The following is a 25,318-nucleotide window of genomic DNA, read 5'->3' as shown; positions in this document are numbered from 1 at the left end:
ATGGGAGGATTCCGAATGCCTACACCTAGCATGGAGGATTACATAGAACAAATTTATTTACTTATTGAAGAAAAAGGATATGCAAGAGTTTCGGATATTGCCGAAAACCTTTCCGTCCACCCATCTTCTGTTACAAAAATGGTTCAAAAACTGGACCATGAAAAATATTTGATATATGAAAAGTACCGGGGTCTCGTTTTAACTGCAAACGGGAAAAAGGTTGGTAAAAGGCTCGTATACCGCCATGAACTTTTAGAACAGATGCTTAGATTGCTTGGGGTCAAGGAAGAAAATATTTATCATGATGTTGAAGGGATTGAACATCACCTTAGTTGGAATGCCATCGATAGGATTGGCGATCTGGTTGAATTCTTTGAGGAGTCTCCCGATCGTGTCGAGGATTTACGAAAGATACAAAAAAGAAATGAAGAAAATTCAAAATAAGCTGCCTCAGGCAGCTTTCAGACTGTAGACAAACTCGATGAAAATCGAGTTTGTCTACAGTTTTTTTTGAGGGTTTTAAAAATTCGAACGTTGATTTCCACTTCAGGCACTCACTTTCCGCGGGCGGTCCGGGAGCCTCCTCGGCGCCTTTGCGCCTGTGGGGTCTCCCTTGGACACGCTTTTCCCGCAGGAGTCTCGCACCTTCCGTTCCAATCAACTCTGTTTTAACAATTAGATATAACCGCTTTTGCCTACAATCTTTTTTATTTTTATGTTAATTGAAATTTTTCAGATGACATCACCTGTTTTCTGGAACCGGGCATTCATCATTATAAAAGTATTTTAAAAAAGGATTTTTTAATTAAGAGCAGAATAGCTATAATGAAGCCCTGTATTTTGATTCGGGAAAACTGTGTGTTAGTTAACGAATGGGATTGTAATTTCCGTAATGCTTCAAGTACTAATATAATTTGAGATTAAATGGGAGGGGGATTGTTTAATGAATTTACATACTTGGCATAAAGAGTCGGAAAAGGAATGGGATGTCTTTGCACCTATGTGGGTGAAGAATTCGCAAGAAATGTGGGAATCGGGGAGCCGAAAAAACATTATTCCGTTCTTTTCTGAATATGTACCTTCGGGAGTGAAGGTAGCTGACATAGGCTGTGGAGATGGAGTTGGTTCTTTAAAATTGGCCGAAGCGGGATTTGAAGTAACTGGAGTCGATTTATCCAATGTCATGATTGAATTTGCAAAGGGGAAAACAGCTCTACTACCTGAACTTTCTTTCATTCAAGGAGATTTTTATGATCTTCCATTCAAGGATGAGGAAATGGATGCGGCATTGGTCATTAATTCTTTGGAATATACAGGTGAACCATTAACGGTGCTGAAGGAAATTCAACGGGTAATTAAGCCTGGCGGTTATGCCTGTTTTGGAATTCTTGGTCCGACGGCTGAACCACGAAAAAAATTCAGTTTTCAACGGCTATTAGGAGATAAAGTCATTATGAATACAATGCAGGCTTGGGAATTTGAAAAAATGGCAACAGAAACGGGATGGAAGGTGGTCGCTGACACCGGCGTTGCGAAGAGAGGGGTGGACTTTGCAAAATTGGGGCATTTATCAAAGGAACTAAAACAAGCTGTATCGTTCATGTGGCTGTTCCTCCTTCAAAAAAAGGTGGATCAGTGATGGAGAAGTATCAAATCGATCAATTCGTTGAAAAGACGAAACAGCAGGATAAAGGGCAAGGCTTATTTGAACTTGAAACGGAACGAATTCTGGAAATTAATCTGGAACAGCAGATCTGGGCAAAAATGGGGACGATGATTTCTTATCGCGGACAAATTAAATTCGAGAGGGAAGGTATCTTGGAGCATGGTCTTGGTAAACTCTTCAAGAAAGCCTTGACCGGTGAGGGTGCATCCTTGATGAAAGCGACCGGCAGCGGCAAGCTATACGTCGCGGATCAAGGGAAGAAGATATCAATTTTACAGTTAAATGGTGAATCGATCTGTGTTAATGGTAATGATTTGCTTGCCTTTGAGCCGGGTATTCAATGGGATATAAAAATGATGCGGCGCATTGCAGGGTTATTGGCGGGTGGATTGTTCAATGTAAGACTCGAGGGGAGAGGGATGGTCGCATTCACTTCCCATTATGAGCCACTCACTTTAATGGTGGAAGCTGGGAATCCAGTCTATACGGACCCGAATGCCACAGTAGCTTGGTCAGGGGAGCTTCAGCCTGAATTCGTAACGGATGTTTCATTAAAGTCGTTTTTTGGAAGGGGAAGCGGCGAATCCGTTCAAATGAAATTCGAAGGGAAAGGGTTTGTAGTCGTCCAACCTTTTGAAGAGGTATATTTCGGTAATAAAGAATCATGAAAGAAACAACCTGAGTCAAAAACTCAGGTTGTTTCCCATGATAGCCGAAAGTTGCTGCCTACAAAAAAGCTAGTCACTTAAAAGAGAAAGCTTCTTTTTCCTTACCCTTTCAATCCCACTCATATGGGGTTGATTGGTAAACATAATAGTTCAGCCAATTCGAGAACATCAGACTGCAATGGCTCTTCCAGCGGTGAAGGGGTACCTTGGTCGGATCGTTATCAGGAAAGTAATTTTCAGGGAGTTGCGTATTGATCCCACGCTCCCTATCACGCTTATATTCTTCACCGAGGGTATCGGCATCATACTCGAAATGGCCGGTCACCATGATTCTTTTTCCATCAACTGAAGCAGCTATCAATACCCCAGCTTGATCGGACTGTGCCAGAACCTTCAATTCTGGACGGTTAACTAATTTTTGATAGTCAATATCCGTATAGCGCGAATGAGGGGCCATAAAATAGTCATCGAATCCGCGGACTAGATTTTCAGTTGGTTCAAGTACCTCATGAGTGTATATGCCGAAGCATTTCACTGGCAGTTCATGTTTGCCTATTCCATAATGATGGTATAGGGCTGCTTGAGCTCCCCAACAGATATGTAGGGTGGATGTGACATTTTCTGTTGACCAATTCATGATATCCTGCAGTTCTTCCCAATAATTAACGTCTGAAAATTCCAGCTTCTCGACTGGAGCGCCCGTAATGATCAAGCCGTCATATTTCTTCGTGCGAATATCATTAAATGATTTATAAAACTGATCTAAATGAAATTTACTAGTGTTTTTTGATTCATGTGTGCTCAAACGCAGGAATGATATGTTTACTTGAATGGGAGTATTGCCAAGAAAGCGCAGTAACTGAGCCTCTGTTTTTTCTTTCTCTGGCATAAGGTTTAAAATTAATATATTCAATGGACGGATTTCCTGATTGGTAGCTCTATCCTCATCCATAACGAAGATATTTTCCTGTTCTAAAATTTCTTTAGCTGGCAGTTGTTCCGGAATTCTGATTGGCATGATTAGCCTCCTTCTCCAAAAATCATAATATTTTAATTATATAGAAAATTACTGAATAGAAAAGCTATTTTAATAATTTCTTCTAAATCCTGAGGGAAATGGCTCGGGGATGGTAAAATGGTGAGATCATGATTACATAAACTTATGAAGTTGGAGAGGTGTATGGAGATTGTTCGATCCTACAGCATTTGAGAACATGAAAGTGGTATTGGAAGGTGCGGTCTATGATCGTGACTTCATTGGAGATATATTGGTCATAAACCGTGATGATATAGTGAATCTCGCAAACATGTCCAGAACATATAAGATTGAAATGGAATTGAAAGAATCGCTGGCGCCTATTTCGGTTATCGGAGTCATCGAGTTACACGCTTCACTCCAGAATCTAAGTTCGGAGTTACTTGATTCCACTATTAATGAAACACATTCCGGTTGCACGGTTAATATTTTCATTTCTTTTCCTAAAAAGCTTGATGAAGTGACTGCTGAACAATTCTTGATCGATCTGGAAAAAATTTGGGGGGATCAGAGAATCATTACAGTGACGACCAGCGAAACGGTCAGTAAAAAAGTGCAACCCGTTCATTCTTCTTTATTTAAAGTTTCATTTGGAAGGCTTATAAAAGAAGAGCAAATGGAGGATTTGGAAGATATGGTAGAATATTTGATACAATCCATTCAAGCGATGAAGATTCCGGGATAATTGGAAAAGGTAAGATTATAAAAGTTGGTAAACGTACCTTTAAATACTGTAAAATGACATCATCATACTAAAGGGAGAGATCATACATGTCCATTTACGAATTTGAAGTCAATAAAATCAATGGCGAAACCATCTCGCTTGAGGAATATAGAGGGAAAGTGATGATTATAGTGAATACCGCAAGCAAATGCGGTTTTTCGCCACAGTATGATGATTTGCAAAGCCTGTATGTACAATATAAAGAAGATGGGTTGGCGGTGCTTGGTTTTCCATGTAATCAGTTTTTGAATCAGGAGCCTGGAGATGATCTGGAAATCGATTCTTATTGTAAGTTGAATCATGGTGTAACATTCCCGATGTTTGCAAAAGTGAATGTCAATGGCAAGGAGGCCCATCCTTTATTCAGCTATCTGACTGAAAATGCTCCTGGAGTGATGGGGTCTAAATCGATAAAATGGAATTTTACAAAGTTCTTGATTGACCGTGATGGAAATATCGTAAGTCGGTATGCCCCTAAAACAAAACCACTGGAAATCGAAGAGGATTTAAAAAAATTATTATGATGATATCGAGTTCAACGGAAGAGGTACTTTCTGTTGGGCTCTTTTTGTAAGGCAAGATATTTATCCACAACGCTTTCTAAAAGGGACAAATGGGGGGAGAGTTGAATATAATAGGAGACACCAATTGAGGGGGGAAACCATGGAACGAATTGCATGGGTAACGGATAGCACAGGAACTTTAGATGAAGAATTATCATTGAATGAACATGTTTACGTCGTTCCGATGATCGTTATCATCGATGGGAAGGAATATGAAGATGGTATCGACCTATCACCTGGGGAATTATACCGAAGAATGAGTGAGGAAAAGAAAAACGCGACTACATCACAGCCCTCGGTCGGTACATTCCAAGAGTTATATAAGAAGCTTGAAAAACGTTATGATCGAATCATTGCGGTTCATCTTTCAAGTGAATTGAGCGGGACCGTTTCCGCGAGCAGGCAAGCTGCACAAATGGTTACGATCCCCGTTGACGTTTTTGATACTCTGCTTATTTCCTTTCCAATGCTTTTAATAATGAAACGGCTCATGCATTATATTGATAATGGCCATTCCGTCAATGAGGCCTTCGTTAAAACGAGAATATATGCGGATAATCATGAAACCTATGTATTAATAGGTTCTTTGGATCAGCTGCATCGCAGTGGAAGGTTATCGAACGCACAGTATATTTTAGGAAGCCTATTGAGCTTTAAACCCATCATTTCAATCGAAAATGGCTTGCTTCATACTAAATCTAAACCCCGGAACCTTAAAAAAGCGGAAAAACAGATCTTCACTGATTTTCGCAGATCAGTCGAAGCAGGTAAAGTAAAAGAATGCACCATATTATATGGAGCTGTGTCGGAGCAGTCACAAAGATGGAAAAAGATGATTTCTGAAGAATTTCCTCATGTGTTGACACATGTATCCCCACTGGGCAGTGCAATCGGGGTGCATACCGGTGAACAGACGATTGGACTCAGTTGGTTCAATGAAGATTAAAGCACAACATTATTGAGAACCATGGTAAAATAGAAAGGACATGGAGTGGTGAAATGAATCAAACGATGATTGATTTAACGGAGAAGTATGTATATGACCAATTGAAATCTGATGCCAGCGGCCATGATTGGTTCCATATCGATCGGGTTCGTAAGCTGGCTTTACATATTGCAAAAGAAGAACGCAAAGGGAATGAGTTTATAATTGAATTGGCGGCACTGCTTCATGATATCCCGGATGATAAATTAAACCGGGATGCTGATGAGGGATCGAAAAAGCTGGACGAATGGTTTGATGAAATAAAATTGGAAATTGATAGCGTGAATGCCATTAAGCAGATCATCAACACAATTTCCTATAGTTCCGGGCAGTTGAAGCTTCCTTCCATCGAGGCTGAAATCGTTCAGGATGCGGACCGCTTGGATGCAATTGGCGCCATAGGGAGAGCAAGGACATTTGCATTTGGAGGGAAAAAGGGACAACCCATGTTTGATCCTTCATTGTCAATAAGGGGAAATATGACAAAAGAGGAATACAGGACGGGGAAAAGCTCTTCCATTCATCACTTTTATGAAAAACTATTACGTTTGCAAGATATGCTCAATACTTGTACAGCCAAGAGGATTGCAAGTGAAAGGCATGAATATATGGTTAGATTTTTAGAGGAATTTAATAAGGAATGGGATGTACGATTATGAAAGTTTTTAGCATGGAACATGTAATGAAAACCCAAGGGGAAAAGCTTCTTTTTAAAGATGTATCTTTTTCCATTACCGAAGGGGAAAAAATCGGGATCGTTGGTATAAACGGCACCGGTAAATCGACATTATTGAATATCATTGCAGGATTGGAAGACAGTGATTTAGGAACGAAGGATCATCCGAATGATTACACGATTTCCTACCTATCCCAAGATCCGCAATTTGATGAGAAATTGACGATCATGGAATATATGTATGAAAGTTCAACGCCTGTATTTTCATTGATTAAGGAGTATGAAAAGACGCTCGTCCAACTCCAGGTAGATCCACAGAATAGTGCAATACAGGACCGTTTGTTAAAACAGCAACAGGATATGGACACGCTTGGCGCCTGGGATACAAGTGCCAATGCCAGAACGATACTGACCAAGCTGGGCCTTCCTGATCACTCAAGGAAATTGGGGGAAATGTCAGGCGGCCAAAAAAAGCGGGCGGCACTGGCAAAAACCTTGATTGAGACTCCGGATTTACTGATTTTGGATGAGCCTACGAACCATCTTGATTTTGAAAGCATTACCTGGCTTGAAGAATATTTGGGAAAATATCAAAAGTCCGTTTTATTTGTAACACATGATCGATATTTCTTAGATCGGGTTTCTAATAAGATTTGGGAAATTGCCCAAACGAAGCTCTTCGAATACAAAGGAAACTATGCAGACTATTTAGAATCAAAGGCCATTCGTGAAGAGAATGAATCGACGGAAAGAACGAAAAAAGAAAGTCTATTCAAAAAAGAACTGGCCTGGATCCGTAAAGGTGCCAAGGCCCGTACAACGAAACAAAAGGCCAGAATCCAACGCTTCGAAACATTGGAATCAGGTGTAAAGGATAAGCAGAAAACCGAGAGCCTGGAAATGGAATTAAGCGGTGCCCGTTTAGGGAAAAAGGTACTGGAGATGCAGGATGTCTCTAAATCTTTCGGGGATCAGTCCATCATCAACCATTTTTCCTTCCTCTTCAAACCAGGTGATAGGATTGGAATTGTTGGTAATAATGGCAGTGGAAAGTCCACCTTGTTAAATATTTTGGCCGGACGGGAATCTATAGATGATGGAAATCTGGAAATAGGGCAAACCGTGAAAATAGGGTACTATACGCAAGAAAGCGTCGATATGGACGAGAATCTGCGCATGATAGAGTATATTCGGGAAACGGCGGATTCAATCGCCCTTAAAGATGGTAGCTACATATCAGCTGCCCAGATGCTTGAAAGGTTCTTGTTTCCAATGGGCTCGCATGGGACGCCGATTCGCAAGCTGTCCGGAGGGGAGAAAAGGCGTTTATATCTCCTTAACATATTGATGTCGGCACCTAATGTCCTGCTTTTGGATGAACCGACGAATGATTTGGACACGCAAACCTTGACCGTTCTTGAGGATTATTTAGAAACATTTTCAGGTGTAGTCATTACCGTATCACATGATAGGTATTTCCTGGATAAAACGTGCCATCAGCTCCTTGTCTTCAAGAATAAAGGTGAAATTGATTTCTATTACGGTAATTACTCGGAGTTCTTGGAGGAAAAGACGGAAGAGGCCGTACCAGTGAAAACACCAGAACCTCCACTCAATCGCACAGAAAAGAAAAAGAAAAAACTAACATATGCGGAAAGTAAGGAATGGGAAGAGATAGAAGGGAACATGGAACGGGCCGAGCTGCGTCTGAAAGACATCACGTCTGAAATGTCAGCTGCGGGAAGCGATTTTGAACAAGTCCGCCTGTTACTTGAAGAAGAAAAGGGACTAACGGATAAATTAGAGCATTTGATGGAAAGATGGACGTATTTAGCGGAAAAATTGGAAGAGGAATGAGCGGGGGACTGGTCCAAGGGAGCAAACTTGGACCAGTCTTTTTTTAGCCAATCTCAATTGCATGAGAATCTTTTGCCGTTGTGATAATATCTAGTACATGGAAACGTCTTGTAAAAGGAGAGAAACGCATTGAAAATCAAATCAATAGAACCTACACCAAGTCCGAATACAATGAAAATCAATTTAACTGAAGAGTTATTAGCAGGTAAAAGTAATAACTATAAGAAGGACCAAGCTGAACAAGCACCGCAGCTGATTAAAGATTTATTTAAGATTGATGGGGTGAAAGGGGTATATCATGTTGCGGATTTCTTAGCGGTTGAGCGCAATGCGAAATATGATTGGAAAGATATCTTGGTCCAAATCCGTCAGGTGTTCGGGGAAAAAACCGAAGAACAAAGTCAACAAACGGTTTTAAATGAACATTACGGTGAAGTAGCGGTTGCCATTCAACAATTCAAAGGCATTCCGATGCAAATTAAAGCAAGTGATAGCCAACACGAAAAACGTTTTGCCTTACCGGAATATTTCATAAAGGGCATTGCCGCAGCCCAAAAAGAAGATGATAATGTAGTCATGCTTCGAAAATGGAAGGATTATGGCGTAAGATATGGTGATATGGAAGATATCGTGAAGGAAGTATCGGATGAGCTGATTGCAGCATATCCGGAAGAACGAATTAATCGGCTAGTAGCTGCTGCTAAAGAAATGGTGGATACAAAAGAAACATTCTTGAAACGGCCAAAAATTAAACTGACTGCAGAAATGCTGAATGACGAAAGTTGGGAAAAGCGATATCAGGCTTTAGAACAAATGGAAGATCCAACTGTGGGTGATATTCCAGTATTGGACATAGCACTTTCCGACAATAAAGTCTCCATTAGAAGGCTCGCGGTTGTATACTTGGGTATGATCGAAGATAGAAAAGTGCTTCCGAGCTTGTACAAAGCAATGAAAGATAAAAGTGCAGCAGTAAGACGAACGGCTGGTGACTGTTTATCCGATCTGGGCTTTGAAGAAGCGATGGGAGAAATGTCGCAAGCACTATCGGATAAGAATAAATTGGTTAGATGGAGGGCGGCGATGTTTTTATATGAAGCTGGAAATGAAACGACCCTTCCTCTTCTAAAGCAAGCGGAACAGGACCCTGAATTCGAAGTGGCCCTACAGGTCAAGATGGCCATTGATCGTATAGAAAATGGGGAAGAAGCAAAAGGTTCAGTTTGGAAGCAAATGACAGAATCAAGGCTAGCGAATGAAAAGTGAAATTTAATTGGAATAACTTAATGGGCTTCAAAAAAGGCATCCGGGTGATTAAATCCGCATGCCTTTTTTGAAGCTGGTCAATTCCAATTGCTTGACCCCGTGGTCCGGTGGAACTCCGAAACAGCAAAATGGCTAATTTTCGATGAGATACAGTATTTTAAAGTAAATAAATCTGTTTTCTATTATTTTAGTAAAATGATATTTGCAGATATTTAACGTTGAAAGGTTGCATTTGTCTATAGATATGTTAGAATTTTTAGAGTATACTAAAAATTATATTATATTGAATTATCAAACATTAGTGAAAATTGGGGGTACAACGAATGTCTACATCAAATATGAGAAGTGACATGATTACTAAAGGAGTCGACCGTGCTCCGCACAGAAGTCTGTTGAGGGCAGCAGGGGTTAAAGAAGAAGATTTTGGAAAACCGTTCATCGCGGTTTGTAACTCATACATCGATATCGTTCCGGGTCATGTCCATCTTCAGGAATTCGGAAAAATAGTGAAGGAAGCGATTCGCGAAGCAGGCGGTGTTCCTTTCGAATTTAATACGATTGGGGTAGACGATGGAATTGCAATGGGTCATATTGGTATGCGCTATTCATTACCAAGCCGTGAAATCATCGCGGACTCCGTGGAAACTGTTGTATCTGCACATTGGTTTGACGGTATGGTTTGCATTCCAAACTGTGACAAGATAACGCCGGGAATGATGATGGCAGCTCTTCGTGTCAATATTCCTACAATATTCGTAAGTGGCGGACCGATGAAGGCAGGCAAAGACAAAAACGGTAAATCTCTTTCATTAACATCTGTTTTTGAAGGGGTGGGCGCCTATCAAGCTGGTAATATCAATGAAGAAGAACTGCAGGAAATCGAGCAAGTTGCATGCCCTACTTGCGGTTCTTGTTCAGGAATGTTCACTGCAAATTCCATGAACTGTCTGGCAGAAGGTTTAGGACTTGCGCTTCCGGGAAATGGTACGATTTTGGCGGTAGCTGAAGAACGCAAAGAATTCGTTAAGAAATCCGCTAAACAATTGATGGAGATAATCAAACAGGATATCAAGCCTCGTGATATCGTGACGATTGATGCAATTGATAACGCATTTGCCTTGGATATGGCGATGGGCGGTTCGACCAACACTGTTCTGCATACACTTGCATTGGCACATGAAGCAGGTTTTGAATATCCGATGGAGCGCATAAATGAAATAGCTAACCGTGTACCGCATCTAGCGAAAATTGCTCCGGCATCCGATTATCATATTGAAGATGTACATAATGCCGGAGGTGTAAGTGCCGTCATTAATGAGTTACTCAAAAAACCAGGCGCCTTTAACGGTGACTGCCTTTCCGTTTCAGGTAAAACGCTCCGCGAAAATGTTGCCGGTTGTGAAATTCTGGATAAGGATGTTATCCATCCGTTAGATAATCCGCATTCCGAGCGTGGAGGGCTTGCGGTATTGTTTGGCAACCTTGCACCTCAAGGTTCCATCATAAAAGTGGGAGCAGTTGACGAATCAGTTGGTGGCTACCATAGGGGTCCTGCCATTTGTTTCGATTCCCAGGAAGATGCACTTTCCGGAATCATTACTGGAAAAGTAAAAGAAGGGAATGTAGTGGTCATTCGTTACGAAGGACCTAAAGGGGGGCCGGGTATGCCGGAAATGTTGGCACCAACTTCCCAAATTGTCGGGAGGGGACTTGGAGCCAAAGTCGGTTTGATCACTGATGGCCGCTTTTCAGGCGCATCTCGGGGCATCAGCATTGGTCATATATCCCCCGAAGCAGCTGAGGGAGGCCCAATCGCTTTCGTGGAAGATGGAGATATCATCGAGTTGGATTTGAACAATCGTAAAATCGAATTGGAAATTTCCGATGAAGAATTCGAAAAACGTAAAGCAAATTGGAAAGGCTTCGAGTCAAAAGTTAGAACAGGCTATTTAGCACGTTATTCCAAACTTGTGACGAATGCCAGCTCAGGCGGAGTGATGAAAGTTTAATTCAAGGAAGATACTAAAACATGGTGGCAGAATGAAATGGATTCTGTTACCATGTTTCTTTTTGCGGCGTAAATGAATCTTTGATCATTGATACATAAACTTGAACGCCGAATTTGCAAAGCTCTAAGCGTCATTTTTGCATGTGCACATAAGAATATAGTATGATTAATCTAATTGAAGAATTGTAATCAAGGGGGTTTTTTTATGTCGATGGCATATGATGAATATATGAAACAAATGGTGAAGCCAATGCGTGCGGAACTGGTGCAAGCAGGTTTTGAGGAGTTGGAATCCGCTGAAGCGGTTGAAAACTTTATGGATTCAGTAGAAGGTACGACACTTGTCGTCGTAAATTCTGTTTGTGGCTGTGCTGCCGGGTTAGCCCGTCCAGCTGCTACCCAAGCCGTACTCCAGGCAGACAATAAGCCTGATCATCTCGTAACAGTATTTGCCGGACAAGATAAGGAAGCTACAGCTAAAATGCGGGAATACTTCAATGGAATCGAACCTTCTTCACCATCCATGGCTCTCTTAAAGGGCAAAGAGGTTTTACATTTCATTCCTCGCCATGATATAGAGGGACAGCCAATGGAAGCTATTATGGAAAATTTATTGGCAGCATTCAGTCAAGTAAATAAGTGATGAAGCGGAATGTCCTGGAAACAGGGCATTCTTTTCAAATTTATAAGAGTATGAAGGGGTAGGATTCATGTTTGTCACTACAGTAGGAAGAGCCGATAAAGAAACGATTATATTAGCCGAAAAGTTAGCTGAAGAATTACAGATCCCCTTTATAGCGCGAAGAAAACGATCGGTGAGAGCTATCCAATCGGAACATAATGAGGAGGATTGCCTCGTTTTTGGTAAAAAGCGGATGGAGTTATATCGGTACCAAGAAAAAGAACCATTCTTTTTTCACCCTAACCTTGCAATGATCCGTTTAAAAAGAATACTTCGGGGCGAAGGTGATCCATTTCTCATTGCCGGAGATATAAATGAAGGGAATTCTGTGCTTGATTGTACAATGGGCTTGGGCTCTGATGCGATTGTCGCAAGTTTTGCAGTGGGTGAAAATGGACAGGTTGTTGCATTGGAAGGAAATCAATATTTGGCCTTGCTCGTGGACCATGGTATGAAGACATGGGAGAATGCAGAAGAAAAGATGATTTCTGCGATGAGAAGAATAGAGGTCATTCAAGCGGATCATTACGAAATATTGAAGTCAATGCCGGATAATCATTTTGATGTCGTATATTTCGATCCCATGTTTGAGGAAACGATTCAGGAATCAAATGGAATCAAAGGATTGACTCATTTTGCGGAAGGTAAGGATTTATCAATGGAAATAATGAAAGAAGCCAAGCGGGTTGCGCGAAAGCGAGTCGTGTTGAAAGACCATTTCCGCAGCTCCCGCTTCGAGGAATTTGGGTTTGAGGTAGTAAAGAGAAAAACATCCAAATTTCATTTTGGCTTCATTTCCATTCTGTGATCAGGATTTATAATCTGTCTCGTCCAGACCCATGGCACAGCCTTCCCGGCTTGAATCTGCAGCACCATAATTCGAGCCATCAGGGTTGATTTGAATGGCTTGGACATTCCCTATAGAGTGGGGAACTTCATTAAAGGCAAAGCCCATTGCTTCCAAGTGACCTTTGCTGGTCATATCCATTCCTGCTTCCCATTCAATATGAGGGCCCATTGGAGTGAAAATTCTAGGTTCTTCAATGGCTGCTTTCAAGTCCATTTTTAAATCGAGTACATTGATGATTGTTTGAACGACAGAACTGATGATGGTTGGTCCTCCAGGGGATCCCAGCGTCAAGATCGGCTCGCCGTCTTTAAAGATGATGGTCGGGCTTTTACAACTGACAGGGCGTTTATTGGGCTGTACTTCATTCATGCCCCCTGGAATGGAATCGAAATCAGTCAGTTCGTTATTCAGCATGAAACCATAGTCGGAAACCATTATGCCCGAACCGAATGGATGCTCCACTGTAGAAGTGCATGCTGCGATATTCCCCCATCTGTCACGGACAGTGAAATGTGTCGTTTCACTGATATCTTCGTCATTTGGTTGTAGAATGACTTCCCTTTCTTTCACGGAATCATATATCCAAGGGTTTCCGAAGTCAATGGCATTATTCCTTGCTTTGAAATTAATGAACGAGCGGCGTTTAGCTATATATTCATCATGCATTAGACCCGCCAATGGCAATTCGGCAAATTCGGGATCAGCAAGAAATGCCTTTTTGTCTGTAAATGACAGGCGCATCGCTTCTGCAATTAAGTAATATTTTTCCCAAGAACGGACGTCATATTGTTCGATCTGGAAGCTCTCCAATATTTTTAGGATTTGGATGACCGTGAATCCGCCCGCACTAGGGGCCATAGATGATGCAATTCGATAATCCTTATAAGTCCCATACATTGGTTCATCAATGGTCGCTTCATAGTCCTTTAAATCAGAAAGTTCCATGAACCCTCCAAGTTCCTGGATACAGGAAATGATGCCCTCTCCGATTTCACCCTCATAAAAAGCGGAAATCCCTTCTCGTTGTAATATCCGATAGGTATTCGCCAATTTTTCTTTTATCAGTAAATCGCCATCCTGATATGGCTTTCCGTTTGGCATGAAGAACTTACGGGCTTCCTCGCCCAATCGGTATTCAAAGTTTTTAAGGGCATCGCAAAGAACCCAATTGACGGGAACCCCCTTTTCTGCGAATTCAATGGAGGGCTCGATAAGGTCAGCTAATGGCTTACTTCCATATTCGTTGAGTGCTTTATCCATAGCTTTCAGTATTCCAGGAACGCCAACTGCTGTAGCCTTGATCGAACGTTCTTTAAATGGGATGACTTCCCCTTTTTCATTTAGAAACATGTCTGGATGCGCGGCTTTAGGTGCCCTTACATGGCCATCGAATATTTTTGTATCCTTATCTTTAGCGTTATATACCATAAGGAAACCACTGCCGCCGATACCAGTCATCATGGGTTCTACAATATTTAGGGCAAATTGGATGGCGACCGCCGCATCGACTGCATTTCCACCTTCACGTAATATTTTTTCCCCGATGGAAGTGGCTACGGGATGAGCGGTAACGACCATTCCGGCCTTCCCTGTGGCGGTTTCCTTCTTGTAATCCTTATCTTTAGTGTTTTCATTGTTGTTTTTCAAAATGATTCCTCCAGTATTCAGTCCTTTTATCTGCCAAAATGTAAGCTTTATGTGAAAGAAAAACCTTGCCATTGGAGATAAATGACAAGGGATTTTTCGTAGGTATTTATTCTTAATCAGTAAATGTTAAATATACGAAAAATGCTAATGTTACAAGACATAAAGCCACCATGGCAGTCGTAGTTAAAGCCATATAAGACCCCTCCTTAAAAAGACTTGAATCTAATTATGTTCTCCAAATATCGTCAAAATCCTTCATCAAAATGTAGAATTGTTGATATTTAGTAAAAAGTTAGGGTTAATAAAGTTTATATAGGTATATATCCTTTTTTTTGATTTTTAAAACATGGGTACCTATATATTAGTAATTACTAAAAAATAAAAGTATACTAAATATAAAGATAATACAAAAAAAGGAGGGGGAGTGTGAGTTGAAAGCAGCGATTTGGATCAGGAAAAGTCTCGTCATTTTATTATCCGTTTTGACGTTTGGTCTTGTCACGCCTTCAGAGCTGGCGTGGCTTGCTGAAGCCAATTCGTTAAAGGATACTAAAAAAGGGTTAGTGGATGAAGAAGGGTTAGCCTACCTTTCTTCACAGCAACCGATTGAACTTAAGGAGGAATTCAACCGGGAAGAATTTTTATCGGGCATACTGAATAAAGCAGAGGTAAACGCATTTATGAAGTTTGGCGATAAGATCAATCCTAAAATTGGCGATGAGTTCAAAATGACCATCTTACCAAAAATGGAAGAAGCCATTACGGAAATGGCTGCCCAATTTCCAGATGAAAAATTACAGCAATTAACGATCACTGAGCAGCCGAGTGCGGGCAGGGCCGAGAAAATTTTTCATATTTATGATTCAAACAGCGGCAAGGATATTATCAGATTCCATGTCAGGCAGGAAAATCCACCAATGGAAGGGTATTGGTTCGATTTTCACTATCATACCCATCATGATTCATTTGCCACCCATTATGATATAGGGAAAATATATTGGGACAAAAATACGCCCCCAGAGTGGACGAGTAAACAAAGGCTCTCATAATGGATCGATTCTTTGATTTTATATATGTGTAAGAGTATGATGAGAATGAAAATTCTAATAGGCATTAAATGATACGTTGTCATGCAACGTATTTATTTTGTGTTTAAAATAAAGTAGAGTTTTTAACATTACTGGGAACAATGTTATTTTATACGGTTTTCTAATTATGCAGGTATAGTAGCAGAGGAGTCTTTATCATGTCAGAGTTGTTAAATAATATCATTCAAACATATGCCCAATTTTTTGACTGGCATATGTGGGTGGAGGTTTTATCCGACCCAGTAAGCTGGGGATTGATTGGAACGCTCGTTTTAATGGAAGGATTACTATCGGCGGATAACGCTTTGGTATTAGCTGTAATGGTCAGGCACCTTCCGGATAAACGACGGAAAAAAGCACTTTTTTATGGTTTATTAGGCGCATACGCTTTTAGATTTATAGCGATTGGAATCGGTGTTTTCCTCATTAAGCTTTGGTGGGTGAAGGTGATTGGAGCAGCCTACCTTGGTTGGCTCTCATTTAAATACTTTCGGGATAAAAGAAAAAAACAAGCTGGCATTGATGAAGATATCCAGGGAATGAGTAACAACAGCTTGTTGATCCGAATCTTTGGTACATTTTGGGGGACGGTTGCGGCAGTGGAATTGATGGATATAGCATTTTCCGTCGATAGTGTCTTGGCCGCTTTCGGGGTGAGTGAAAAAGTCTGGGTCCTTTTGGCCGGTGGGATGATTGGTGTCTTGATGATGCGGGGAGTGGCGGGGTTATTTTTAAAATTGATAGATAAGGTTCCTGAATTGGAAACTGCCGCTTACATTCTTATCGGATTCATTGCTATAAAAATGCTAATTGCCGTTGCAGGGATCGAAATCCCGCCTGCGATATTTTTTACCCTTATTTTAATGATTTTCGGCACCACGATTGTATTTCATTTGAAGAAAGGGAAAAAGCGTAAAGAACATGGTTGATCACCATTTAAAAAAGCAGACATCAAAAATGATGTCTGCTTTTTTTTTGGAGAATATCAAGTAATTGAAGAAGGGCGGTAAATGTAGTGAAGAAAAGCAAAGGCAATAAGAAGGTAAGCCAAAGAGAAGGGAGTAGTGGATGCAGTAGTAGGCCAAAGAAAATGGAGAACAGAAAAAGGTCGAGAATGATGAACACCTTCAAACTGTAAATATCAAGGACTTCATCAGCAAGTTCCCGGTTCTCATTCAAGCTGGCTTTTTTATTATTGGTTTCCATGCAATCACCCTAAACCTTATACAATTATATACTATTGATATATGAAAAGACTGGAAAAATGGTTCTTCTCAAGGAAGAGCTGCGACAAAATTACCATAAAAACATAGAGTTTTTACACTAAGCTAATATGTTATACTAATATAATAGTGTGGAAGATTCAGAGACTTTAAAATACATATACACTCTTAACGATTATGAGAAATGAAGAAAGGGGAGAAGATTGTGAAAAGTAAAAAATGGTTAACTTTACTTGCATTATTTGCCTTTCTCCTCTCAATGCTCTCCTATTCCCTAGCGAAAGATGAAGGAGTAAAATGGCGGAATTTGCCCAAAGATAACCTCTTAAGACAAGCTGAATTTTTTAAGGATAATAAAGAATTACAAAGAATATTTTTATTTCCAGAAGGGGAATACGATGAAAAGGAAGCACTGAAAATTGTAGGAACCATTGATAAATTGCCTCATTCCCTTTTAGTAAAAACTGCTGACAGCGGTGTAAGGATCAAACTCTTTAATGGTTCTTTAACTGAAAATCGATCTGCGGCTAAATTAAAGGGGAAAACGCCGCGTGGTTATTTGAATAAAAAAACAACTTGGGATGATGTGCCTGGGATGGGGGGATCTCATACTGTATTGGTTAAAATCGGAGCGAGCGATAAAGGTAAAGGGCATGGCTCCGTAAATCTGGAACTGCATGAGTTAGGGCATTCCATTGATAATATAGTTTATGGTGGGATTCGTGAAGACATGGATTACTTGAAGATTTGGGGTAAGGAAGTGAATGGACTGTTCCCTGGACAGTCGTATTTTTCCAATTACCCTGAGGAATACTTTGCAGAAACGTTTGCCATGTTTTATGTGAATTTCGAACAAAATCAATTACTTAAACAAAAAGCACCCGAGACTTATAATTTTATTAAACAATTAGATTAACCATTGGACTATAATACGTTAAAATAAGGAGAATGAAAGAAGAAAAGGTGGTTTATCATGAAGCAATATTTAGATTTATGTAAGCATGTGCTCGAGAATGGCACTCAAAAAGGAGATCGTACGGGAACAGGAACGATCAGTACCTTTGGATATCAAATGAGATTCAATTTAAAAGATGGATTCCCTGTACTTACAACGAAAAAGGTTAGTTTAAAAGCGATTATCCATGAACTATTATGGTTTTTGAAGGGCGATACAAATGTTGGCTACCTTCAGGAAAATAACGTGCGCATTTGGAATGAATGGGCTGATGAAAAGGGAGAATTAGGTCCGATTTATGGCCATCAATGGCGTTCTTGGGGAACGGCTGATGGAAGGCAAATCGACCAAATCAGTGAATTGATTGAACAAATCAAAACGAATCCAAATTCAAGAAGGCTGATAGTGAGTGCTTGGAATGTTGGGGAACTGGACGAAATGGCCTTGCCACCTTGTCATGCATTCTTTCAATTCTATGTGGCTGATGGCAAGCTTTCGTGCCAGCTATATCAACGTTCAGCAGACGTTTTTTTAGGTGTTCCTTTTAATATAGCTTCGTATGCGCTATTAACAATGATGATCGCCCAGGTGTGTGATTTGGAAGTTGGCGAATTTGTACATACTTTTGGGGATGTCCACATCTATTCTAACCACCTTGAACAAGTTGAACTGCAGTTGACACGTGATCCCAAACCATTGCCGATCATGAAAATAAATCCGGAAGTGAAAAATATCTTTGATTTTAGCTTCGAGGACTTCGTTCTGGAAAATTACGAAGCTCATCCCCATATAAAAGGTGAGGTTAGCATATGATATCGTTGATAGTCGCTATGGATCAAAACCGTGTAATCGGGAATAATAATCAACTGCCATGGCATTTACCGGCAGATTTGCAGTATTTTAAAAAAGTGACGATGGGCCATCCAATCATCATGGGCCGAAAAACATTTGAATCAATCGGAAGGGTACTGCCTGGCCGTGAAAATGTCATCGTTACCCGTAATCCGGAGTATAAAGCGGAAGGCTGTTTAGTTTTACATGATACTTTAGAGATCAAAACGTTTGCAGACAACAGTAGGGATGAAGTATTCGTTATTGGCGGAGCCGAAATCTTCAAGGAAATCCTTCCTTATACCGATCGCCTGTATATAACGGAAATTCATGAAACCTTTGAAGGTGATACGTTCTTTCCCGTGATTGATGAAAATGAATGGGATAAAATCTCCTCAAACCCAGGAAGCATCGATGAAAAAAATCGATATGCACATGATTTTATTATTCTACAAAAAAAATAAACGATAAATCCGATTATGGAAAAATGACCATAATCGGATTTTTTTGTATGGAACGAACAAAAGAATGAATTTTTAGAAAAATCAATTACATTAATGTCAGTAAAGTGCTATAATGATTGAATCGATTAGGAAGGAAATGAGGTATTGTTATGAATCAGACTGCATCCATGAATAGGGGGATCCAATTGGAAGATATTCTAATTGCCTATAGAGAACTAAAAGAGATCGTTTTACACACTCCTTTACAAAAAAATCAGAGGCTCTCTGAAAAATATGAATGTAATGTATATTTAAAACGCGAGGATCTTCAACATGTACGTTCCTTTAAATTAAGAGGGGCTTACTATAAAATGAAAAGCTTGACCGAGGAAGAGACGAAGAATGGAGTCGTTTGTGCCAGTGCAGGAAACCATGCACAGGGAGTTGCGTTTTCATGCAGTCAATTAGGTATCCACGGGAAGATTTATATGCCTGCTACGACACCAAGGCAAAAAGTCGATCAAGTTCAGCTATTCGGTAGGGATAATGTGGAAATCATCCTGATTGGAGATACATTCGATGATGCATTTGCCAAGGCGATGGAATGCTGTGAAAAAGAAGAACGTTCCTTTATCCATCCATTTGACGATGAAAAGGTAATCGCAGGGCAGGGTACAACGGCCGTAGAAATCCTGAATGATTGTGAAGATGGAATCGACTATGTATTTGCAGCTATCGGCGGTGGTGGTTTAATGGCCGGATTATCAAGTTATTTCAAATCGGTTTCACCAAAAACGAAATGCATTGGAGTGGAGCCGCTTGGTGCTGCTTCGATGAAATACTCCTTTGATGAAGGAAAAGTTTCTGAACTTGAAAGCATAGATACATTTGTTGACGGAGCAGCTGTCAAGTGTGTGGGGCAGATGACATATCAGCTCTGTAAGGAAAACCTGGAAGATATCGTTGTCGTTCCTTCAGGGCAAATCTGCACGACGATTCTCGATTTATATAATCAGCATGCGATTGTCGCTGAGCCGGCAGGGGCTATATCTGTAGCCGCTTTGGATTTGTACAAAGAACAAATCAAAGGCAAAACGGTTGTTTGCATGGTCAGCGGAGGGAATAACGACATTGGGCGCATGCAGGAAATTAAGGAAAAATCCTTATTATATGAAGGACTGCTTTATTATTTTATCGTGAATTTCCCACAACGCGCTGGAGCTTTAAGGGAATTCCTTGATGAGGTGTTAGGACCGAATGACGATATTAGCCGTTTTGAATATACGAAGAAAAACAATAAAGAAAGCGGGCCGGCCCTTGTTGGTGTTGAGCTGAAGGATAAGAATGATTATGAAGGTCTCATTCTAAGAATGAACAAAAAAGGATTCTCTTTCGTTGAAGTCAATAAGGACAGTAATTTATTTCATTTATTGATTTAATCATGGACAAAGTGTTAAATTAGGATAGAATAATACTTATGTTTTTACATTTTATTCTACCTCCCCGTCGATCCGGGCTTACTGTCGATAATTGTTACCATTCTATGACGAATTGCCAGTGCTCTTTCAATTGGTTGGAAGTGGTATTATAATCGGGGTAGGGATAATTACAACACCAAAGGGGATGTATCCATGTCGAACATTGGAGTACCTGGTCTAATTCTCATCTTAATATTGGCATTAATTATTTTTGGACCGAAGAAACTTCCAGAGATAGGCCGTGCTTTTGGACAGACACTTCGTGAATTTAAAAAATCCACGAGTGACTTAACAAAAGATGATTATGAAGAAGATAAAAAAATAAAACAAAAAAATCATGAATGATTGAATGCTGGGCGTAAGATGGAATCGTCTTGCGCCTTTTTGCTGGAACAAAGATACGGATTTTCAGATGAAGGCGTGATCAACTTTGGAAGATAAAGAATTAAATATTATCGATCATCTCGATGAATTGAGAAAACGGCTCATCATTACAGCTGTTGCTTTTGTCATCTTTTTTATTGCCAGTTTTATTTATGTAGAAGAGATTTATAAATGGTTCGTGAAGGATCTAGATTTTGACCTGATGGTATTGGGACCAAGTGATATTATCTGGATTTACTTTATGCTCTCAGGCGTCGTAGCCATTGCGGCAACGATACCGGTAATTGCTCTGCAAATCTGGTTATTCGTTAAACCCGCTTTGATGCCAAATGAAGTAAGGGCGACCCTTGCCTATATTCCAGCGCTTTTCTTGCTTTTTATCGGAGGGCTTGCTTTTGGTTATTTTGTCATCTTCCCGACCATTCTTCAATTTTTGATTCAATTGGGCGATGGGATGTTCATAACCAGTTTTACAGCGGATAAGTACTTTTCATTCGTATTTAATATGACGATACCTTTTGCTATTTTATTTGAGCTTCCTGTCGTTACCATGTTTTTGACCTCCATTGGAATAATTAATCCTTATGTGCTTCAAAAGCTAAGGAAGTATGCTTACTTTGTACTGGTTGTCATTGCGATATCGATAACGCCGCCTGACTTTATGTCAGACTTTATGGTAATGGTTCCACTGCTGTTATTATACGAAATCAGTATTTCATTATCTAAAGTTGTCTATAAACGCAGGGTGAAGCGTGAAAGTTTGCGGGAAGAATCATTAAACAACGAGGAAGGTTTATAAAAAAAGACCCTTGAATGCATTTGGCCTGCAGTATCCCGAATAATGGACACTTAAAAAAGATCCCTTATTGGACTTACCCCCTTCTAGTAGACAGTTTAAAAAAGACTAGGTAACCATCGAGATTCGATATTCAATCGGAGCTCGATGGTTCATTCGTTTTTGGAACCGTTTGCGTTATGGAAAGATGTAAATTTTAATTGCTAGAATCTGTTCTTCTTCTATTTGAAAATGATTGAGATAAAACATATTAGATATAAAATGAGAGCAGAATGATTCGACACAGGCGTTGTCATGGCAGTTTCCTTTGCGAGAGTGGCTGCAGATATGGGCACCTGCCTGTTGAAGTCTAGGATGATAAACATGAGATGTGTATTGGAATCCTTAATCTGTTCCGTATACATCTCTTTTTTTGTGGTTCACAAAAAAGCATTCCCTCGTAAGGGTAATTGTCATGCGAGGGTAACCTTATTCCTTGTGCTATATGTTAATCTGTTGTATCCGTTCACGAATATATCGTCCTTTGAAAGACGGAATTGTCTTTGAGTATTTGTTGAACGCCAATTATAGTAGCTGGAGCGATTTAACTGAGCAATGATAATAAGCCAGATTACTTTGAATGGAGAATGTAGTCCTTCAATAATCTCGTACTTATTCGTCTGAAAAAGGAGACCTCCTGATAGATTTGGATACTGCTTTTTTAAGTAAGGCACCTGGGCCTTAGTATTCCAATACTTCTTCCACGCTATCGAATTTTTTTTACGAGAAACCGACCCCTACAAGGTTTTTTTAGCCCTTGTTACCACTGCTTTTTCCCGTTGAGTCTAAAAAAACCGTCAGTATCTTGATATTTTCGCACCCAATCCATTAACTGCGTTTTACTTTTAGGCTCTTTTCGTAAAGATTGTTGTTTTTAAAACGAAACTATTTAAGGTTGATTGGAGCGGAAAGCGAGCATCTGGAGGGGAAATCAACCACAACTCACTACCTGGTAAATAGCAACAAAGTATGTGAAAACAGCCTACTTTTAAGATCATATTTCCTTCAATAGCAGATTGGCTGCCCCAATTATTTATATAACTTTGGACAACCTGGATCTTGAATTCCTTGGAATAAGTTAAAATTCATCCCCCTTTTTTAGCCATAATAAAGTCCCCTCCAAGTAATAGTGTAACATCCATGTTTTTTCATGGACTTTTTACACTTTCTACTTTAAGGGGATAATATCACTTATGGGTCTTTTTTTTAATCGATGTCAAGCTTGATTTGTCTGTTTTTTACACATTTGAATATTTATAATTTTGGATTTATTGTGTATAATGTAAGCAATCGGTTAAAAATGAGGATTGATATATTGATGTTCAAATGCTTGGAATTCAAAGATTGTTTTGGACATAAGGTCACCATTTCAGAAATACCTGTCTTACTGCCTAGTGATCCGAATTTTTTTATGTTGACCGTGCGTTTGGAAGTATTTGTAAAGAAAGTTTTTGCTAATAAAGATCATAAAGAAAATTACTCATTTAAGCATTACTTAGCATCCGTACTCAAATGGCCCGTTTATAACAAGATTTTCTTTGGGGGCTTACTCAATAATGCGTGATGCGGACTGACCCATAGCTAACTTCTCCGATAAAAGAGATACCACGAATGCCGTGTTAATCGGCATGCGTTCGGGTTAGCTCATGGGTCGGTTTTTTTTTGTGATCATTTCAATAGATGAGTATTCTCTCACTTGAAAAAGATAACATTTGGTTTGAATGCGTACCTTTAATAGGTATAATACAATAGATATGTTAATTAGGGATGTGTAATCATGAATAAAGTAAAAATAGTAACAGACTCAACAGTTGATATGACACCGGAAGAACTAGAATATTATGATATAACAATGGTTCCTTTATCGATCTATATAGATGGGGAAACTTTTTTGGATAAGGTTGAAATAGAACAAGAAGAATTCCTGAAAAGGATGAACCGATCAAAAGAACTTCCAAAAAGCTCACAACCAGCCGCAGGTACCTTTGTGGAGGTATATAATGAACTTGGAAAAGACGGCAGTGAGATTATTTCCATTCATATGACAGGTGGCATGAGCGGCACTGTACGCTCAGCGGAAAGTGCAGCAAGCATGTCTGAATCGAAGGTTACCGTTTTTGACTCGAAATTCATTTCAAAAGCAATGTCATTCCAGGTGATCGAGGCAGCGAAGATGGCGAAGGAAGGGAAATCCGTAGCAGAGATAATCGATCGCTTGAAACACATTAAAAAGCAGTCAAGTTTAATCATTGTCATAGAAACACTTGATAACCTCGTTAAAGGCGGAAGGATTGGCAAAGTTTCTGCATTTATCGGTTCACTGCTGCACATAAAGCCGATTGCACTTCTGGACGATGGTGTCCTGAATCCTGTATCCAAAGCCAGGAGCCAGTCACAGGTAGTGAAGTTCATCATTAAGAAATTCAAAGAAGATACACAAGGCAAAAAAATTAGCGGCATTGGTTTTGTACATGCAAATGGTTTTGAAATCGCAGATAAAGTCCGCCAGGCCATTGCAGATTTAACAGGGTATCAAGACATAAAGATAGAAGCAACCACTGCCGTTGTCAGTACCCATACAGGTGAAGGCGCCATGGCAATCATGTATTATTGGGACTGATAAGGATAAAGCTGCATGATTGCGTACTGGAGATGTCTTTCATTTGTAAAATTGTCTTAAATTCGTAAAAGTGTTGCTGTCCTCATTCCTATTGGTCTGTTAGAATAAATAAAGTAACAGAATATTTTATACATAAAGGACGGGGTAGGGATGAGAAAGCTGCGTTTGCGTATGGCAGCTATGGGGGCATCTATTTTATTGCTGTTGACAGCATGCGGTTCCAATGGTGTACCTGATGCCAAAAATTGGGATCTTGAGGATTTTAGTTACATTGATCAGGAAGGTAAAGCTTTTTCAAAAAGTGATCTAAAAGGTAAGGTTTGGGTTGCGGATTTTATATTCACCAGCTGCAAGACGGTCTGTCTGCCCATGACTTCCAATATGACGAAACTGCAGCAGCAATTGAAGGATGAAGGTATATCTGATGTTGAGTTCGTTTCATTTTCTGTCGACCCGGAGATTGACAAGCCTGATGTTTTAAAAAAGTATGGTGACCAATTTAATGTCGATTACAGCAATTGGCATTTTCTAACCGGTTATGGTCAGGAAGAAATTGAGCGGTTTGCACGGGATAACTTTAAACTAATCGTCAAAAAACCAGAGACGGGAGATCAGGTGATTCATGGGACCAGCTTTTTTCTAATTGATCAAAAAGGAAAGATCATGAAGGATTATACAGGTCTGCAGGATATTCCCTTTGATGAAATTATTAAGCATATTAAAATTTTACAGAATTATTGAACAGGTTAAATGACCTGTTCTTTCTGTTTTCATCTATTCATACGGATTTCTGGTAGGGCCCATTAACGCTGGTGAAAATGAGGTAAGTGGTT

General features: G+C 40.0%; 26 protein-coding genes. 23 read left to right on the top strand and 3 right to left on the bottom strand.

The annotated features are described in order from the left end of the window. Window positions 1–15: 15 nt before the first annotated feature. From mntR to ACFX4X_RS04575, 3 genes are all read left to right on the top strand, one after another. Window positions 16–444: a transcriptional regulator MntR gene (gene mntR, locus ACFX4X_RS04585; protein WP_061463662.1), complete on the top strand. Its 429-nt coding sequence runs from the start codon at window positions 16–18 to the stop codon at window positions 442–444. Window positions 445–943: 499 nt separating this feature from the next. Further along, the gene (locus tag ACFX4X_RS04580) at window positions 944–1,639 is read left to right on the top strand and encodes a class I SAM-dependent methyltransferase (RefSeq protein ID WP_377381984.1); all 696 of its coding nucleotides are present in this window, start codon (window positions 944–946) and stop codon (window positions 1,637–1,639) included. Then, a complete protein-coding gene (locus ACFX4X_RS04575) occupies window positions 1,639–2,334 on the top strand; it encodes an AIM24 family protein (protein WP_061463658.1) in 696 nt (231 codons plus the stop codon). Before ACFX4X_RS04580 ends, ACFX4X_RS04575 begins: the two co-directional genes overlap by 1 nt. A gap of 109 nt (window positions 2,335–2,443) precedes the next feature. Here ACFX4X_RS04575 and metA read toward each other — a convergent pair whose 3' ends face one another. Beyond that, window positions 2,444–3,352, bottom strand: coding sequence for a homoserine O-acetyltransferase MetA (gene metA / locus ACFX4X_RS04570; RefSeq protein WP_061463655.1), 909 nt, complete (start codon window positions 3,350–3,352; stop codon window positions 2,444–2,446). Window positions 3,353–3,521: 169 nt separating this feature from the next. On the opposite strand from metA, the gene ACFX4X_RS04565 reads away from it, so the two are divergent. The 9 genes from ACFX4X_RS04565 to ACFX4X_RS04525 all read left to right on the top strand — a co-directional run bounded on the left by ACFX4X_RS04565 (window position 3,522) and on the right by ACFX4X_RS04525 (window position 12,939). Then, entirely contained in the window at window positions 3,522–4,055 is a 534-nt protein-coding gene (locus ACFX4X_RS04565; RefSeq protein ID WP_061463653.1) for a hypothetical protein, read from the top strand. Window positions 4,056–4,141: 86 nt separating this feature from the next. Then, the gene (locus ACFX4X_RS04560) at window positions 4,142–4,618 is read left to right on the top strand and encodes a glutathione peroxidase (RefSeq protein WP_061463651.1); all 477 of its coding nucleotides are present in this window, start codon (window positions 4,142–4,144) and stop codon (window positions 4,616–4,618) included. A gap of 139 nt (window positions 4,619–4,757) precedes the next feature. Beyond that, the gene (locus tag ACFX4X_RS04555) at window positions 4,758–5,603 is read left to right on the top strand and encodes a DegV family protein (RefSeq protein ID WP_377381979.1); all 846 of its coding nucleotides are present in this window, start codon (window positions 4,758–4,760) and stop codon (window positions 5,601–5,603) included. 53 nt (window positions 5,604–5,656) lie between these two features. Next, on the top strand, window positions 5,657–6,301 hold the full coding sequence (locus ACFX4X_RS04550; protein ID WP_377381976.1) for an HD domain-containing protein: 645 nt from the start codon (window positions 5,657–5,659) through the stop codon (window positions 6,299–6,301). After that, window positions 6,298–8,175 (top strand): ABC-F family ATP-binding cassette domain-containing protein, encoded by a 1,878-nt coding sequence (locus ACFX4X_RS04545; protein WP_061463645.1) that lies wholly within the window; start codon window positions 6,298–6,300, stop codon window positions 8,173–8,175. Before ACFX4X_RS04550 ends, ACFX4X_RS04545 begins: the two co-directional genes overlap by 4 nt. Before the next feature lie 129 nt (window positions 8,176–8,304). Continuing rightward, the gene (locus ACFX4X_RS04540) at window positions 8,305–9,441 is read left to right on the top strand and encodes a conserved virulence factor C family protein (RefSeq protein WP_377381974.1); all 1,137 of its coding nucleotides are present in this window, start codon (window positions 8,305–8,307) and stop codon (window positions 9,439–9,441) included. A 323-nt stretch (window positions 9,442–9,764) separates the two neighbouring features. After that, the gene (gene ilvD / locus ACFX4X_RS04535) at window positions 9,765–11,450 is read left to right on the top strand and encodes a dihydroxy-acid dehydratase (RefSeq protein ID WP_317777022.1); all 1,686 of its coding nucleotides are present in this window, start codon (window positions 9,765–9,767) and stop codon (window positions 11,448–11,450) included. A 204-nt stretch (window positions 11,451–11,654) separates the two neighbouring features. Beyond that, the gene (locus ACFX4X_RS04530) at window positions 11,655–12,092 is read left to right on the top strand and encodes a BrxA/BrxB family bacilliredoxin (RefSeq protein WP_089363415.1); all 438 of its coding nucleotides are present in this window, start codon (window positions 11,655–11,657) and stop codon (window positions 12,090–12,092) included. Window positions 12,093–12,159: 67 nt separating this feature from the next. After that, entirely contained in the window at window positions 12,160–12,939 is a 780-nt protein-coding gene (locus tag ACFX4X_RS04525) for a class I SAM-dependent methyltransferase (protein ID WP_377381970.1), read from the top strand. Here the strand turns inward: ACFX4X_RS04525 and ggt are convergent, their stop codons facing one another. Next, window positions 12,940–14,628: a gamma-glutamyltransferase gene (gene ggt, locus ACFX4X_RS04520; RefSeq protein ID WP_377381967.1), complete on the bottom strand. Its 1,689-nt coding sequence runs from the start codon at window positions 14,626–14,628 to the stop codon at window positions 12,940–12,942. A gap of 431 nt (window positions 14,629–15,059) precedes the next feature. On the opposite strand from ggt, the gene ACFX4X_RS04515 reads away from it, so the two are divergent. Together ACFX4X_RS04515 and ACFX4X_RS04510 are read left to right on the top strand one after the other, a co-directional pair. Beyond that, window positions 15,060–15,677, top strand: coding sequence for a YpjP family protein (locus ACFX4X_RS04515; protein ID WP_284470428.1), 618 nt, complete (start codon window positions 15,060–15,062; stop codon window positions 15,675–15,677). A gap of 197 nt (window positions 15,678–15,874) precedes the next feature. Beyond that, the gene (locus ACFX4X_RS04510) at window positions 15,875–16,645 is read left to right on the top strand and encodes a TerC family protein (RefSeq protein WP_284470429.1); all 771 of its coding nucleotides are present in this window, start codon (window positions 15,875–15,877) and stop codon (window positions 16,643–16,645) included. Window positions 16,646–16,667: 22 nt separating this feature from the next. Here ACFX4X_RS04510 and ACFX4X_RS04505 read toward each other — a convergent pair whose 3' ends face one another. Continuing rightward, window positions 16,668–16,922, bottom strand: coding sequence for a hypothetical protein (locus ACFX4X_RS04505; protein WP_061463633.1), 255 nt, complete (start codon window positions 16,920–16,922; stop codon window positions 16,668–16,670). Window positions 16,923–17,144: 222 nt separating this feature from the next. On the opposite strand from ACFX4X_RS04505, the gene ACFX4X_RS04500 reads away from it, so the two are divergent. The 9 genes from ACFX4X_RS04500 to ACFX4X_RS04460 all read left to right on the top strand — a co-directional run bounded on the left by ACFX4X_RS04500 (window position 17,145) and on the right by ACFX4X_RS04460 (window position 25,226). After that, complete coding sequence (locus ACFX4X_RS04500; RefSeq protein WP_286141010.1) at window positions 17,145–17,855, top strand: anthrax toxin lethal factor-related metalloendopeptidase; 711 nt, start codon at window positions 17,145–17,147, stop codon at window positions 17,853–17,855. 57 nt (window positions 17,856–17,912) lie between these two features. Continuing rightward, window positions 17,913–18,707: a thymidylate synthase gene (locus tag ACFX4X_RS04495; protein ID WP_061463631.1), complete on the top strand. Its 795-nt coding sequence runs from the start codon at window positions 17,913–17,915 to the stop codon at window positions 18,705–18,707. Beyond that, window positions 18,704–19,189, top strand: a complete 486-nt coding sequence (locus ACFX4X_RS04490; RefSeq protein WP_284470432.1) for a dihydrofolate reductase — start codon at window positions 18,704–18,706, stop codon at window positions 19,187–19,189. Before ACFX4X_RS04495 ends, ACFX4X_RS04490 begins: the two co-directional genes overlap by 4 nt. A gap of 149 nt (window positions 19,190–19,338) precedes the next feature. Beyond that, window positions 19,339–20,607 (top strand): threonine ammonia-lyase IlvA, encoded by a 1,269-nt coding sequence (ilvA, locus tag ACFX4X_RS04485; protein WP_125163544.1) that lies wholly within the window; start codon window positions 19,339–19,341, stop codon window positions 20,605–20,607. Window positions 20,608–20,799: 192 nt separating this feature from the next. Continuing rightward, window positions 20,800–20,991: a twin-arginine translocase TatA/TatE family subunit gene (locus tag ACFX4X_RS04480; protein ID WP_377381961.1), complete on the top strand. Its 192-nt coding sequence runs from the start codon at window positions 20,800–20,802 to the stop codon at window positions 20,989–20,991. 85 nt (window positions 20,992–21,076) lie between these two features. Next, complete coding sequence (tatC, locus tag ACFX4X_RS04475; protein ID WP_377381958.1) at window positions 21,077–21,829, top strand: twin-arginine translocase subunit TatC; 753 nt, start codon at window positions 21,077–21,079, stop codon at window positions 21,827–21,829. Between the two features lie 1,249 nt (window positions 21,830–23,078). After that, window positions 23,079–23,429: a DUF2535 family protein gene (locus tag ACFX4X_RS04470; RefSeq protein ID WP_317777016.1), complete on the top strand. Its 351-nt coding sequence runs from the start codon at window positions 23,079–23,081 to the stop codon at window positions 23,427–23,429. A gap of 213 nt (window positions 23,430–23,642) precedes the next feature. Further along, window positions 23,643–24,485 carry a DegV family protein gene (locus tag ACFX4X_RS04465; protein WP_061463620.1) on the top strand — a complete coding sequence of 281 codons (843 nt, stop codon included), beginning with the start codon at window positions 23,643–23,645 and terminating at the stop codon, window positions 24,483–24,485. A gap of 150 nt (window positions 24,486–24,635) precedes the next feature. Beyond that, window positions 24,636–25,226 carry an SCO family protein gene (locus tag ACFX4X_RS04460; RefSeq protein ID WP_317777014.1) on the top strand — a complete coding sequence of 197 codons (591 nt, stop codon included), beginning with the start codon at window positions 24,636–24,638 and terminating at the stop codon, window positions 25,224–25,226. The last annotated feature ends 92 nt before the right edge of the window (window positions 25,227–25,318 follow it).

Source organism: Peribacillus sp. YIM B13481, from assembly GCF_042787985.1.
Taxonomy (GTDB): domain Bacteria; phylum Bacillota; class Bacilli; order Bacillales; family DSM-1321; genus Peribacillus; species Peribacillus simplex_A.
Note: the sequence above shows the minus strand (reverse complement) of the source record. Positions and strands in the feature narration are given on the sequence as shown.

Excerpts from the sequence above, each read along its gene's own strand:
- ACFX4X_RS04495 (WP_061463631.1), top strand. The coding sequence starts at position 17,913 with ATGAAGCAATATTTAGATTTATGTAAGCATGTGCTCGAGAATGGCACT.
- ACFX4X_RS04490 (WP_284470432.1), top strand. The coding sequence starts at position 18,704 with ATGATATCGTTGATAGTCGCTATGGATCAAAACCGTGTAATCGGGAAT.
- ACFX4X_RS04530 (WP_089363415.1), top strand. The coding sequence starts at position 11,655 with ATGTCGATGGCATATGATGAATATATGAAACAAATGGTGAAGCCAATG.
- ACFX4X_RS04465 (WP_061463620.1), top strand. The coding sequence starts at position 23,643 with ATGAATAAAGTAAAAATAGTAACAGACTCAACAGTTGATATGACACCG.
- ACFX4X_RS04560 (WP_061463651.1), top strand. The coding sequence starts at position 4,142 with ATGTCCATTTACGAATTTGAAGTCAATAAAATCAATGGCGAAACCATC.
- ACFX4X_RS04470 (WP_317777016.1), top strand. The coding sequence starts at position 23,079 with ATGTCAAGCTTGATTTGTCTGTTTTTTACACATTTGAATATTTATAAT.
- ACFX4X_RS04480 (WP_377381961.1), top strand. The coding sequence starts at position 20,800 with ATGTCGAACATTGGAGTACCTGGTCTAATTCTCATCTTAATATTGGCA.
- ACFX4X_RS04550 (WP_377381976.1), top strand. The coding sequence starts at position 5,657 with ATGAATCAAACGATGATTGATTTAACGGAGAAGTATGTATATGACCAA.
- ilvD (WP_317777022.1), top strand. The coding sequence starts at position 9,765 with ATGTCTACATCAAATATGAGAAGTGACATGATTACTAAAGGAGTCGAC.
- metA (WP_061463655.1), bottom strand. The coding sequence starts at position 3,352 with ATGCCAATCAGAATTCCGGAACAACTGCCAGCTAAAGAAATTTTAGAA.
- ACFX4X_RS04545 (WP_061463645.1), top strand. The coding sequence starts at position 6,298 with ATGAAAGTTTTTAGCATGGAACATGTAATGAAAACCCAAGGGGAAAAG.
- ACFX4X_RS04575 (WP_061463658.1), top strand. The coding sequence starts at position 1,639 with ATGGAGAAGTATCAAATCGATCAATTCGTTGAAAAGACGAAACAGCAG.
- ACFX4X_RS04580 (WP_377381984.1), top strand. The coding sequence starts at position 944 with ATGAATTTACATACTTGGCATAAAGAGTCGGAAAAGGAATGGGATGTC.
- ilvA (WP_125163544.1), top strand. The coding sequence starts at position 19,339 with ATGAATCAGACTGCATCCATGAATAGGGGGATCCAATTGGAAGATATT.
- ACFX4X_RS04555 (WP_377381979.1), top strand. The coding sequence starts at position 4,758 with ATGGAACGAATTGCATGGGTAACGGATAGCACAGGAACTTTAGATGAA.
- ACFX4X_RS04460 (WP_317777014.1), top strand. The coding sequence starts at position 24,636 with ATGAGAAAGCTGCGTTTGCGTATGGCAGCTATGGGGGCATCTATTTTA.
- ACFX4X_RS04505 (WP_061463633.1), bottom strand. The coding sequence starts at position 16,922 with ATGGAAACCAATAATAAAAAAGCCAGCTTGAATGAGAACCGGGAACTT.
- ACFX4X_RS04525 (WP_377381970.1), top strand. The coding sequence starts at position 12,160 with ATGTTTGTCACTACAGTAGGAAGAGCCGATAAAGAAACGATTATATTA.
- ACFX4X_RS04510 (WP_284470429.1), top strand. The coding sequence starts at position 15,875 with ATGTCAGAGTTGTTAAATAATATCATTCAAACATATGCCCAATTTTTT.
- mntR (WP_061463662.1), top strand. The coding sequence starts at position 16 with ATGCCTACACCTAGCATGGAGGATTACATAGAACAAATTTATTTACTT.